The sequence below is a fragment of the Actinomyces ihuae genome (assembly GCF_001457875.1).
GTDB classification, from domain to species: Bacteria; Actinomycetota; Actinomycetes; order Actinomycetales; family Actinomycetaceae; genus Pauljensenia; species Pauljensenia radingae_A.
The window spans coordinates 862,378-874,869 of sequence record NZ_CZPX01000005.1; the positions used below are offsets into that span (position 1 = coordinate 862,378).

At 58.3% G+C, this 12,492-nt stretch carries 12 protein-coding genes; all 12 read right to left on the reverse strand.

The genetic code is table 11. The annotated features are described in order from the left end of the window. Positions 1-3: 3 nt before the first annotated feature. Positions 4-756 (reverse strand): DeoR/GlpR family DNA-binding transcription regulator, encoded by a 753-nt coding sequence (locus tag BN3002_RS08445; RefSeq protein ID WP_058237464.1) that lies wholly within the window; start codon positions 754-756, stop codon positions 4-6. Between the two features lie 275 nt (positions 757-1,031). Beyond that, positions 1,032-1,463, reverse strand: coding sequence for an RbsD/FucU family protein (locus tag BN3002_RS08450; RefSeq protein ID WP_058237465.1), 432 nt, complete (start codon positions 1,461-1,463; stop codon positions 1,032-1,034). A 13-nt stretch (positions 1,464-1,476) separates the two neighbouring features. Then, entirely contained in the window at positions 1,477-2,517 is a 1,041-nt protein-coding gene (locus BN3002_RS08455; protein WP_257525584.1) for a LacI family DNA-binding transcriptional regulator, read from the reverse strand. Further along, the gene (locus BN3002_RS08460) at positions 2,492-3,898 is read right to left on the reverse strand and encodes a rhamnulokinase (RefSeq protein ID WP_058237466.1); all 1,407 of its coding nucleotides are present in this window, start codon (positions 3,896-3,898) and stop codon (positions 2,492-2,494) included. The genes BN3002_RS08455 and BN3002_RS08460 overlap by 26 nt, the downstream gene beginning before the upstream one ends. A gap of 154 nt (positions 3,899-4,052) precedes the next feature. Beyond that, on the reverse strand, positions 4,053-5,819 hold the full coding sequence (locus tag BN3002_RS08465) for an L-fucose isomerase (protein ID WP_058237467.1): 1,767 nt from the start codon (positions 5,817-5,819) through the stop codon (positions 4,053-4,055). Positions 5,820-5,997: 178 nt separating this feature from the next. Next, positions 5,998-7,017 (reverse strand): ABC transporter substrate-binding protein, encoded by a 1,020-nt coding sequence (locus BN3002_RS08470; protein ID WP_058237468.1) that lies wholly within the window; start codon positions 7,015-7,017, stop codon positions 5,998-6,000. 76 nt (positions 7,018-7,093) lie between these two features. Continuing rightward, complete coding sequence (locus tag BN3002_RS08475; protein WP_058237469.1) at positions 7,094-8,116, reverse strand: ABC transporter permease; 1,023 nt, start codon at positions 8,114-8,116, stop codon at positions 7,094-7,096. Beyond that, on the reverse strand, positions 8,113-9,630 hold the full coding sequence (locus BN3002_RS08480) for a sugar ABC transporter ATP-binding protein (protein WP_058237470.1): 1,518 nt from the start codon (positions 9,628-9,630) through the stop codon (positions 8,113-8,115). Before BN3002_RS08480 ends, BN3002_RS08475 begins: the two co-directional genes overlap by 4 nt. A gap of 372 nt (positions 9,631-10,002) precedes the next feature. Continuing rightward, positions 10,003-10,389 (reverse strand): Rv3654c family TadE-like protein, encoded by a 387-nt coding sequence (locus tag BN3002_RS08485; protein WP_058237471.1) that lies wholly within the window; start codon positions 10,387-10,389, stop codon positions 10,003-10,005. Next, the gene (locus BN3002_RS08490) at positions 10,389-10,703 is read right to left on the reverse strand and encodes a pilus assembly protein TadE (RefSeq protein ID WP_257525585.1); all 315 of its coding nucleotides are present in this window, start codon (positions 10,701-10,703) and stop codon (positions 10,389-10,391) included. The genes BN3002_RS08485 and BN3002_RS08490 overlap by 1 nt, the downstream gene beginning before the upstream one ends. A gap of 98 nt (positions 10,704-10,801) precedes the next feature. Then, entirely contained in the window at positions 10,802-10,987 is a 186-nt protein-coding gene (locus BN3002_RS08495) for a DUF4244 domain-containing protein (protein WP_058237916.1), read from the reverse strand. Between the two features lie 264 nt (positions 10,988-11,251). Then, positions 11,252-12,415 (reverse strand): type II secretion system F family protein, encoded by a 1,164-nt coding sequence (locus BN3002_RS08500; protein WP_257525586.1) that lies wholly within the window; start codon positions 12,413-12,415, stop codon positions 11,252-11,254. Positions 12,416-12,492 lie beyond the last annotated feature (77 nt).

A 12,492-nucleotide genomic window follows, 5' to 3' on the forward strand; every position in this document is an offset into this window, starting at 1 on the left:
CCCTTACACCGCGCGAACGCGGGTGTGTTCTTCCAATTCCTTCATCGAGTCCGCCGTGAGGTCATCATCGGTAATGATCCCCGTGACGTCATCAAGTCCCATGAAACTGACAAATCCGCTCTTTCCGTATTTCGACGAATCTGCCAGCAGCCACGTCTCTTCTGCACGCGCCCTCATCAAGGTGGCGACTTCTCCGCCTTCAACCAGCTGAGTTGTCAGACCACGCTCGACTGTGAATCCGTCCGTCCCCAGGAACGCGATGCGTGCATTGAACGAGTTAATTGAGCGTTCCGCCAGCGGTCCGGTCAGCGATTCTGATTCAGCGCGGAACTGGCCACCCGTCAGCGTGATGTTGAGCTGTGGATTCGAGCGAGCGTTGGCGAAAACAAGCACCGAGTTGGTGACAATCTGCACGCCGCGTTTTCCGGCCAGGTGCCGAACGATCATCGCACAGGTCGTGCCCGCTTCAATCATGATGCGGTCGTTGTCCCTGACCATCGCTGCCGCTGCACGCACGATGCGCTCTTTTGCGTCGACGCGATCCATCTGGCGCAGTCGAATATTGCGGAACGCGGTCGGACGCGCACCGCCGTGCGTCCTGACCAGGTAGCCGTCTTCTTCGAGCTGTTTGAGGGTGGATCGGACGGTAACTGGAGAGACATCGAGCTCAACGGCAAGAGTGCTCACAGAGACTTCACCCTCAGCCGCCAGCTGGTCGAGAATGAAGCTGTTACGCTCGTGTTGCGCTCTCGTCATCTCATCGCATCCTTACGTTTCGATTTGCCTATGATGAATTTTAGTAAATCAATCGAAAGTATGCAACACTCGATATGTGAACTTTTCTCCGCCATTTTTCCGCTGAATCACGCCCTTCCAGCCGTCAGATAACAACTGGAAATCAACGGAAGGCAGAAAACTAAGTCGCCCTCGTTGAAGAAAAATCTTCACGAGGGCGACGAAAGTCCCAGATACTCACCTCAGATCAATCGTCACTCAAACGAAAATCCGGTGAACGGAGGGTTACGGAGCGGCTACTCACCAGGCTGGCGCACGCCGATTGTCAGCAGCAAGTTCGCGTACAGGCGCTGATCGCCCGTCGCCACAATAATGCCGACATCCTCACTTCGAGCCGCGTCGTAGAACTTGAAGCGCGGAATCTCACCGAATTCCACATCCGGCAAAGCTGCCTTGTAGTCGGCGTGAGCCGGAATGTCAATCGTGTCCTGATCATCCTCAGGCACCATGATCTCCGCTTTTTCAATCGGGATCGTGCGCTTGAGAACTTCGAGGATCTCGTTGACGCCCAGCAAGCCGGGCGCAAGGTTGAGGGAGATCAGTTCGCAGCGCTCGTTCACGCCGGTGGTGTGCGGGTAGTTACCATCGGCCAGCAAGATCTTCGAGCCGTGTCCGGCTGCGGCAAGTGCGCGTAGGAACGCGGGGTGAGTCATAGGTCCGTACAGCATCAGTGGTGTCCTTTCATTCGTAGTGAGTGACAATTTGGGAGCTGGTCCGAATGACCAGTTCGGGGGGAATGATGAAGTCCTGCGGTGGGCGTCCGGCAATGAGGTCGACGATCTGACGAATCGCCGTGCGGCCCACCCGGTCAAAGGGCTGTCGAATAGTTGTGAGCGGCGGCGAGAAGCACTGCGCGCCCGCCTCATCGTCAAAACCGACCACGCGGGTGTCGTGGGGGAGCTCTCCGCCGAGCTCGCGAACGGCGCGCATGGCCCCCAGCGCAATCTGGTCGTTGGATGCGACGATCCCCTGCGGGATGCGCCCCATGCTGTAGGTGGCATCGAATCCGTCCACAGCATTCCACGAGCCACATTCGATGATCTCGACATTTAAAGAGGCGTCGGACTGCGCACACGCTTCTTCGAATCCCTTGCGCCGCTGATGTGCGTCGTTCCAGCCTGCCGGCCCCATCAGGTGAACGATGTCAGTGACTCCTCCACGCAACAAGTGGTCGGTGGCGACTCGTGAGCCCAGCACGTTATCGACAGAGACGGTCGATACGCCATCGATATTCGTTTCCGATGACAGCAGCAGCGTCGTCGGCGTTGTGCGAGCCAGCTTCATCGCCATTTCGATGACGGGGTCCTGACCGCCCAGAATGACGATTCCGTCGACTCGAAATGGGATCGCGTCACTGGTGACGTGCCCGTTGGACATGTAGACACTCGAAATCGACACGCTCAGACCGGCATCGCTGGCAGCGTTGAGCACATGCAGCAACGTCTGGCCGTGCCCGTGGAACATCGGCGCCGCCATCAGCACATGGATGACCCCTGTGCGCTTGCCGGCAAGAGCCCTGGCCGCATAGTTCGGCCGGTACCCCATCTCGTGGAGCAGCGCGGTGATTTTCGCTCGTGTGGAATCTGCGACTTCAGGGTCGCCTCGTACCACGCGCGAGACCGTGTTGGCTGACACGCCGGCATGGCGCGCCACGTCTGCGAGCGAGATTCGCTTGTTCTTCGCAGGTGGTCCGTTCTTAACGCGCAGAGGGTTCGTGGACACGGGTCTTCGCTGTCGTTGCAATGATGTGGGGCCTGTCGCCTGAAGCGATGTTCCCCATTATTTCCAGTTGCGCGATGAGGGAGCCCAGGATCGACGCTTCGATCGGGCCGGCCACGACACGCAGCTGAGCGGCCTGCGCGGTCAGATCACACAGAAGGTGGTTGCGCGCGCCACCTCCTACCAGGTTGAGTTGGTCGGGCCTGCTTCCAGCGATCTGCGCCAGCTCGTCAATGCCGCGCGCATAACGCTGGGCAAAGGATTCAATGACCAGTCGTACGTACTCGGGCTTCGTCGAGGGAGGCTCACCGCCGGCTTCCCGAATCACGGTGTCGATCTTTTCAACCATTTCACCGGGTTCGGCAAAACGGGAGTCATCCGGGTCAAACAGATGTGCGGACGGGGCGCATGTGCGCGCAGCGGCCACCAATTCGTCGGTGTCGGTCGGCATCCCTTCGCGCTCCCACTGACGCTGGAGTTCCTGCAGGATCCACATGCCGGTGATGTTGAACAGCGGACGAACTCCTCCGTCACTGCGTGATTCATTGGTCAGGCCCAGTTTGAATGCTGCGTCAGTGAGCAGCGGGCGGTCCAGCATGCCGCCGAGCACGGACCATGATCCGCAGGACAGGAAGTACGCTTTGACGCCTTCTTCGACAGGCAGGCCGTGGACTGCACATGCCGTATCGTGTGCGCCGCCGCGCACCACCGTGAGCGATTCAAGCCCTTCGACCGTGCACGGGCCGACTGTGGTGAGGTCATCGTTGAGATCACCAACCCATGAACGGGGAAGACCAAGGCGTGAAAAGACCGTGTCTGACCAGCGTGGCGAACCAGGTTCGCACAGTCCTGAGCTGGAGCAGATAGAACGAGACCAGCCTTTGACGCCGGACAGTTTCCACGCGAAGTAATCAGGCAGAAGCAGAACCGTGTCGATGTGCTCAGCCAGTTCCGGTTCTTCGCGGGTCAGTGCAACGAGCTGGTTTGCGGTGTTGATGGTGGCTGGAGCGATTCCCGTCAGATGAAAGAATTCTTCATCATCAATGCGTTGACGGAATTGTTCCAATGTGCGTGCCGTGCGCTCATCGCGGTAGGCGCGTGGTGGGCCAACAGGATGATCGTCGCTGTCCAGCGCGACGAAGTCGACGCCCCAGGTATCCACAGATACGGATTGTGCGTCGGGATATTCCTGGACGGCTTTCTGCAGACCTTCAACGGTTTGATCCCACAAACGCTCCAGGTCCCACACCAGTGAGCCGTCACGTCGGATCGCTTCATGTGAGAACCGATGCACCTCGTGGATCTCAATATGGTCGCCTTCCAAGCGTCCTGCAACAACGCGGCCTGACGACGACCCTAAATCGACAGCAAGCGCAGTGGTCATGAAACGTCCTTCTTTTCTCAGTATTTTCAGTGTGATGTCAGTGGTAATTGTCCGAGGGTGACAGTGCATTCGCCCAGTGGGTGCAGTGATGGGTGGGGCGCCTTGACGCCCCACCCATCGGGCATCCTGATGTCAGCGGCGAGAGCCGGATGACTCAGCGGTACAGCGGTCCGAAGTTCTTGCAGGCACGGTAGTCCGCGCCTTCAACGTCGGCTGTTCCGAACAGTGTCCATGCGCGCGGACGGAAGATATCATCTTCCGGCACGTTATGCATGTTAACCGGGATACGGAGCATGGAGGCCAGCGTGATGAGCTGAGCGCCAATATGTCCGTATGAGATTGCACCGTGGTTGGCGCCCCAGTTATTCATCACGTCGTAGACGGAGGCAAAGGCCCCCTCGCCGGTCAGACGCGGTGCGAACCAGGTGGTCGGCCATGCCGGGTCGGTGCGCTGCTCAATGGTTGTGGCGACTTCGTCGGGCAGATCAATGGTCCAGCCTTCAGCGATCTGCAGAACCGGGCCCTGTCCGTAGACAAGGTTGATACGGCACATCGTCACGGGCATTTCGCCGCTGGTGCGGAAGTGGGTTGACCACCCACCACCGGGGAAGTATTCGTACCCTGAGGGGTGGAAGGTTGTTGCCTCAAGGGCTGCCTTCTGGTCCTCTTCGGTTACTTCCCACCACGGCTTGATGACAGGCTTGCCGTCACGGGTGGCCTTGCCGGCACCATCCAGTGTGGTCGAGCCGGAGTTGCGCAGATCCAGGAAGCCGTCCTTTGCGTGTCCTTCCAGCTCATAGCCGGTGACTCGCTTGACCGATTCCGGGCTCCAGTAGGTGCGCACGTCGGAGAAGATCTGCGGGGTGTTGGTCAGCAGATATCCGAACAGCATGGATGCACCGTTCAGGGAGTCATTTTCGGTTGCGACAACTCCGACTGGCTGACGTGCGCCGTTCCAGTCAAAGTTGGTGTTGAGGACAGTTTCCATGACGTCGCCGTTGGGCATGCCGTCTGTCCACTGACGCTGTCCCTGGAATCCGGCTGCGATTGCACCATGGCCGCCGGCTTCTTCGGCCCATCCCTTTTCTGCCAGCTTGGGGTTGCCTTTCATCAGGTCGTGGCCGATCAGCACCATCTTGGCACAGGTTTCCCACCAATCTTCATGGCGCTCGGGATGCTGGTTCTTTTCCGGGTTGTAGTCCTTTCCGATGGTGAAGTTTTCCTTCATCCACTTCAGGGCCTTTTCGTACTCTTCTTCGTCGTAGATCTTCTCGTTGATACGGCGGTAGAACTCGGACATATCGATGTACTCATTGCGCATGCCAAGGTAGGGGCCGAAGAATTCGTCCTTGACCGTTGATCCGGCAATGCCCATGGCAACCGAGCCCATCGACAGATATGCTTCACCGCGCATCTGTGCCACAGCCAGACCTGCCTTCGCAAAGTCGAGCAGACGGCCACGCACGTCATCGGGGATGGTCTCGTCGTCAGCATCCTGGACCTGCTTACCGTAGATGCCGAATGCCGGGAAGCCGAGTTGTGCGTGTCCTGCCAGTGCAGCGGCAAGGTAGACGGCGCCTGGACGCTCTGTGCCGTTGAAGCCCCAGATTGCGTGCGGGGTACGGGTGTCCATCTGCAGGGTTTCTGTGCCGTAGCACCAGCACGGGGTCACCGAGACAGTCAGACCAACGTTTTCAGTGTCGAATTTCTTCTGGCATGCGATGGCTTCGGAAACGCCACCAATGGTGGTGTCAGCGATGATGCATTCCACAGGTTCACCATCGATGTAGTGTAGTTCGTCCGTGTACAGCTTCGCCAGACGCTGAGCCATGCCCATTGTCTGATCTTCGAGGCTTTCACGCACTCCCCTGCGACGTCCATCGATAATTGGTCGGATGCCGATCTTGGGGTGTTCAGCCATGTTTCCTCATTCCTTCATTGGTTTCGTTTGTCTTAGTTGGTCCCCTGCGTGGCAGTAAGGACGGTGACGTTCGGCCGAAGCGTCACGTCACTATTATGTCCCGTTGGTCAGGAGGTGGTGGAGGGGGATCAACGGGTTCTCCCCCTCCACCTGGGCTATTATCCGGTGGGATGTGAAATCACTCGTAGAGGTTGGCCTTAATGTCAGGATCGTCCATATTGGTCTTGTCATACCAGGCGAAACCGGAGTCAATGATCTTGGGCAGTTCTTCACCCTTGATGGCTGCAATTGCAGCCTTGACAGTTTCGTATCCCATCTTGACTGGAGCCTGAGTCACAGCGCCGGCCTGCACGCCGCTGCGAACGGATTCGAGCTGTGCCTTACCGGAGTCGATACCAACCATCTGAACCTTGCCGGCGTTGCCGGATTCGGTCACACCCTGCATCGTGCCGATGGCTGATGCTTCGTTCGTTGCGCCAATACCTACAACATCCGGGTTGGCAGTCAGAATGCTCTTGGCAACGTCAGCTGCCACACCGACCTCGCCGCCGATCTGGGGATCGAGCAGTTCGATGTCAGGTTCATTCTCAGCCATGTATTCCTGGTATCCGGCGCAGCGGTCCTTACCGGTCTGGGAGGTGTCATCGTGGCAGACCAGAGCAACCTTGCCCTTGTGGCCCACGAGTTCCGCCAGGTGCTTGGCGGCTTCAGCGGCAGCGGCCTTGTTGTCCGTCTGAACGGTTGTCACCGGAATGTCGGACTCAACGCCGGAGTCGAATGCGACCACCGGAATGTTGGCGGCCTTGATCTGCTCGAGGATCGGGGCGGCAGCTTCTGAATCCAGTGCTGCAAATCCGATTGCAGCAGGCTTGGTGTCCAGTGCGGTCTGGAGCTGCTGGAGCTGCTCAGTGATGGCTTGCTCGTTGGCGGGTCCGATGAATTCAACCTTGTAGCCGAATTCTTCACCTGCCTGCATTGCGCCTTCCTTCACTGCCTGCCAGAAGCGGTGCTGGAAGCCTTTCGAGACGAGGTAGATGGTTTCACCGCTGGCAGCACCGCCGGCGCTTTCACCGCTCTGTGTTGCACCGGCGTCGCCGGAAGCGGCGTTTGTGTCGCCGCCGCCTGATGAGCAAGCGGTCATTCCCAATGCCATTGCCCCAGCGGCAATGAGGCTCACGATACGTCCAATTGGGCGCATTGCTGTTCCTTTCTTTCGGGCGAAGGTCTTTCTTCGCCGTTGTGGTGGTTGGACGGTTGTCCGATTCAAGTAATGCTTACACTGCCTGAGCACGGGCTCGGCGGACGTTATCGATAAAGACTGCCAGCAGGATGACCAGGCCGGTCACCACGAGCTGCCATTCCTTTGCAACACCCATCATCTGCAGACCTGTCGTCAGAGTGTTCATCAGCAGCGCACCAATGAACGTACCGATGATTGTGGCGCGACCACCGGCAAGTGAGGTACCGCCGATGACGACCGCTGCGATTGCCTGCAACTCGAGTCCGAGACCTTCAGCAGGTTGTGCGAATCCGAATCGTGCTGAGTACAGAATGCCGCCGATGGCCGTGAAGATACCGGCTGCGATGTACACCATCAAGGTCCAGAAGCGCACGTTCACGCCTGACAGGCGTGTGGCTTCGATGTTCGATCCCATCGACAGCGCGTAGCGGCCCAGGACCGTGCGCGTCAGCAGGATCGATGCGATGACAGTCAAGATAATGAAGATCAACGCTGCGTTGGGCAGGGAGCCGATCAGTTTGCCGTTCGACAGGTTGTAGTAGAACGGCGAGGGGATCTTGATCGAGCTCTTACCCGACAGAATCAGTGACAGACCGTTGGCTGCCATCATCATGGCCAGTGTGGCGATGAAGGGAGGAATACCCAGGAACGCCACGTTAAACCCGTTGACCAGTCCGATCACTGCGCCGACCACCAGGACGAGCAGCAAGCCGATACCGACGGGCAGCCCGAGGTATCCGGATTCGGGTGAGCCCATCAGCAGACCTGCCGACACTGCTGTCAGCGTCATGCCGGTGCCCACTGACAGGTCGATGCCGCCGGTGGCGATGATGAACGTTGCACCCAGCGCCATGACGCCGATTGCAGAAGCTGCCATCAGGACGTTCATGAACACGCCAATGGATGCGAAGTTCGGGGCTGCGAACAGGAAGTAAATGTAAATCAGGATCAGTGCAGCGAATGCGAAAAGCTGCTGAATTGATGACTTCAGGAAAGTCACGACTTTGCTGTTGGACTTTTCTGACGCTTGGTCTTTCGTTTCAACCTCGGTGCTCACGCGTCCACTCCCATTGCTTGCTCTTGGCCAACGGTGGCCAGTTCCATGATCTTTTCTTGGGTGGCTTCCTCGTTATCGAGGATGCCGATAATGCGGCCCTGTGCCATCACTGCGATGCGGTTCGACAGGCGCAGTACTTCGGGCAGTTCCGATGAAATCACAACGATTGCCTTGCCTTGCGCCGCGAGGTTTTCCAGCAGTTGATAGATCTCTTCTTTTGCGCCCACGTCGATACCGCGTGTTGGCTCATCGAAGATCAAGACATCACTGTCTCGAACCAACCACTTGGCAATAACAACTTTCTGCTGGTTACCACCAGACAGGTTCAACAGGGTCTGATTGATTGAAGGGGTGCGAATCCGCAATTTGTCCACATAGTCGAGTGCGGTCCTGCGGATCTTGCGATCGTCGACAAAGCCCGCTTTCGCATAGTCCTTCATGTCGGCCAGCGTGACGTTGGCTTTCACGTCAGCATCCAGCAGGATTCCGAAGCGTTTACGGTCTTCGGACAGGTAGCCGATACCGTTCGTCACCCCGTCTTTGGCGTTCGTAATCCTGACCTTCTTGCCGTGCACGTAAATGTCACCTTCGGTGCGCGGATCAGCACCGAAGACGCATCGCGCCACTTCGGTGCGACCTGCACCCATCAGACCGGCGAATCCGAAAATCTCACCCTTCTTCACGTCGAAGCTCACGTTCTTGATGAGATTCTTCGTGGACAGGTTCTTGACTTCCAGAACAGTTTCGTCTGTCTGCGGCTTCGTGACGGGACGGACGTCAGACTTCAGTTTGCGTCCCACCATCATGGAGATGATTTCCTGCATCTCCACTTCAGCCGTGTTCACCGTGCCGACGTATTCACCGTCGCGCAGAACGACCACGCGGTCCGTAATCTGCTTGATTTCAGGCATACGGTGCGAGATGTATATCAGACCGGTTGACGGCGTGACGAAGTCGTGGATCAGGTCAAACAGTGCGTCCGTTTCTTCGATCGTCAACGCCGCAGTCGGCTCATCCATAATGAGAATGTCTGCGTTATACGACAGCGCTCGGGCGATTTCCACCATCTGGAGGCGCGCCACTGACAGGTCGCGACAGTAAGCCTTGGGGTTGATATCCATCTTCAGATGATCGAAAAGCTCCTGAGCATCCTTGTTCAGTTTCTTGTCATTGACGATCCCGGCTCTAGTGGAGCCTGGGCGCCCCAGGTACAGATTCTGGGCAACCGTCAGGTCGGGAACGATGTTGAGTTCCTGGTGAATGATGGCCAGGCCAAGGTCACGTGCGTGGTTGATGCCCGTCACGTGGACCTTTTCGCCCTTGATCCAAATCTCGCCGCCTGGATCAGGCTGATAAATACCGGTCAGGACCTTCATCAGCGTCGACTTTCCGGCACCGTTTTCACCGCAAAGCCCCAGCACTTCTCCTGCTCGAAGATCCAAATTGACATTCGATAGTGCTTTGACGCCCGGAAAGGTCTTCGACATACCTTTCAAGTCGAGCAAATGTGTCACGTCTCACCCCTTCGTGCGTGGTACATAACGCCTGCGACAAATAAGACCTAGACCGTTAGCGCTAACGACTCCAGTGTCACATTTGTACGACAACGTGCTTGACAGTGTAGCTTGGTTCGTGCAAAACGACAAATAAAGTGTTAAATCTGCCAAAAACGATATAAAAACGTAATTTTTCGTCCTCGTATCAGCACGACCGCTGCGCGACGCCGACCGTTTACGTGATCGTTAACGATTGAAGGGTCACAGCGTGCCTTTGTCGTGATTCATCAGGCAAAACCAGGATTGAGCGACGCTCTGCCGCCTCGGGTTAAACGTTTTTCACCGTGAATCTTCCCGGATTAAGGGACTTCCTCGTGTTAGTCGTCTCGCTCACTGTTTCAGCGTGTCACGCCTGACCGGCCCTGCGCGTGCCCTCGCGCGAATATCCACACTGATCCCCGCAACAAGCACTCTCTGGCTCACCGTCACATAGGTGTCATCTCCGCGCACCTCGCAGCCGGCGTGAGCCCCATTGCGCTCGACGACCTCACTGGCCACCGTGCAGGCATTCATCCCACCTCCGGTCCACTGTGCAACCGCCGACCGATGCCCACCGGCCAGGGCTGCAACGTCAGCCACTGCCTGAAGACGGGTCTGATGCCCGTACACACTCCCTGCACCAGCAATCACCACACACATCATCACGGTGCATGCGATGACCGCCAGCGCGGAGATGGTGCCTGATCCTTCCTCGTTCCCCCTGTCGCCGTATACCATCAGGGCACCAGCTCAGAAATGGTGGTGATCGTGCACGATGCTGTAGCACCGACCCATCCTGCCGGCACAGCCACACTGGCGTGCCCGGTGACCGTCATCCATCGCCCTGATTTGTTCGTTGTGACAGTAACGGGCCTGCCGTACGCCTGGGAAACACTGAGAGCTGGATCCTGGCCACCTATGGCTGCTTCATGTGCACCCTGACGAACCGCCGAACACAGTTCAATGCGCGTGTGAGCAATGCTGACGACGCCAAGAACGAACGCCACCACGATCATCACGGCGAAAAGTGAGAGCGCATGTTCGACTGTCACCATGCCGTCCTCGCTATGCCCGCCCGTTTCGCTGCCACCAGCGGGGTGGTCCCGTAAGCACTCCCTGGCACTTACGGGACCACGTGTCGCATGCCTGTTCACAGTGAAAGCGCCTGCTGGATAATGCCCTGAAGCAGGGATTTCACTGCGCCTGACTTGAGAACGACGAGCAGAAGTCCGGCGAAGCCGGCTGCTGCGACCGCCCCGATCGCGTATTCCACGGTTGTGGATCCTTCTTCCGGATCGGCATCATGATCCTCGACATGGTGAGCACGTTGGATCATTGCGTCGTATTGACACCACGTGTCACACGCTGCCTTCGTCGCTGCATCTTCGATGCGTTGGGTGATTGCCATGTTTGTCCTTTCGATCAATAGTGACTGTCCGCCGTTTGACGGTGTGACCACCTTCCGTGACACGCACTGCGATCTCCATCGACTGTGCGCAAATTGTGGAGCAAGAAGCACCTGGAAGGGCAGCTGTGGATTGAACGCATCTGTAGATGCGCGGTGTGGATAACCAGGGGCTGCCAGGTGCCGACCCGTCAGCTACCACAGCCCGCCAAAAGTGTTCGTGCCAATATGCAGCAGGATTGGCACGACGCCTAGGGCGATGAAGGACGGCAGCAGTAGCGCCCCCAGCGGGATGACAAGGCGCACCGCCAGGCGTTCAGCCTCACTTTTTGCATGTGCGATGCGCCGTGCCCTGACCTGGCGCGCAGCACGCGTGAGCAATGGCACCGGCGACGTGCCATCGCTCCATGCCGGCTCGAGGACATCAGCCAGCAGCGCGGCGTTGGCTGGATAGGGATTCCACGCATCACCCCACCGTGCCCCCAGGACCAGTTCGCTACCAATCCGTTCCAGTTCCGCGTCATTACTGACGCGGCCCAGCGTGCGCACAATGGAGGGCACTGAGACACCCGCATTCATTCCCGCGATCGTCAGATCGCACATAGTGGCCGGATCGACGCCCTCGCTTATGTCAATGGTTCGGGTGATCATGCGAGTGGAGACGAGCCGACCAGCGATCAGGCACACCGTTCCGATGATGGCGCTGATGGTGCCGATCCCACCGTCACAGAAGCGCTCAAGAGGGTTCGCTCCAATCAGCTGGCCCAGCGCAATACCCGCCACAGGCAATGCGGTGAGAATACGTGCCGAGGTCAAGGGGCCAGACCGTGCGATGGCGCGCGCATCTTCGGCGGCTGCAGCTTCATCGATACTGTCAGCCACAATATCCAGTACCTCAGCAAGCGGCGTTCCCAGTTCCTGCGTCAGGCGGCATGCGACACTCAAGGTATGAGCTGAGCGCCGACTGACCCGTTCGCTCACTGTGCTGCGTCGCCGCAGCCGCCCACACGAGGACACTAGGTGGCGCCACGACAACGCGTCTCGCTGCCGCACCAAACCCAGCACATCACGCCGCACATCGCGCCACGAGGGAGCGCGCGCCAGCCTCGCCACGGATCGGGGAACACCGTCCTCGGCAATCCCCTCCCATGAACCCAGGTGCGCAGAGCCAACTCTGTCCCACGCACGCATCCACGCCTCGGCAGTCGGCATACCGGCACGCAGCCGGGCTGCCACCTCGGCCACCAACATCGACAACTGGGAGCTGCTGTCCTGCCCGGCCGGCACGACATTTGACGAGGGAGGCACTGGCTTCTGTGCGCGAACTGCCTTCAATGATTCGTCGAATCTCCAGGCCACGATCACAGCCTGAGCGCGCCAATGTTTGGCGGCCGATATGCCAATCGCCGCGACCAAACAGGCACTCATCAAGCACA

Bases quoted from the DNA above. Each gene is read 5' to 3' on its own strand.
- BN3002_RS08485 (WP_058237471.1), bottom strand. From the start codon at position 10,389: ATGGTATACGGCGACAGGGGGAACGAGGAAGGATCAGGCACCATCTCC.
- BN3002_RS08460 (WP_058237466.1), bottom strand. From the start codon at position 3,898: ATGACCACTGCGCTTGCTGTCGATTTAGGGTCGTCGTCAGGCCGCGTT.
- BN3002_RS08450 (WP_058237465.1), bottom strand. From the start codon at position 1,463: ATGCTGTACGGACCTATGACTCACCCCGCGTTCCTACGCGCACTTGCC.
- BN3002_RS08495 (WP_058237916.1), bottom strand. From the start codon at position 10,987: ATGATCCAACGTGCTCACCATGTCGAGGATCATGATGCCGATCCGGAA.
- BN3002_RS08445 (WP_058237464.1), bottom strand. From the start codon at position 756: ATGACGAGAGCGCAACACGAGCGTAACAGCTTCATTCTCGACCAGCTG.
- BN3002_RS08465 (WP_058237467.1), bottom strand. From the start codon at position 5,819: ATGGCTGAACACCCCAAGATCGGCATCCGACCAATTATCGATGGACGT.
- BN3002_RS08470 (WP_058237468.1), bottom strand. From the start codon at position 7,017: ATGCGCCCAATTGGACGTATCGTGAGCCTCATTGCCGCTGGGGCAATG.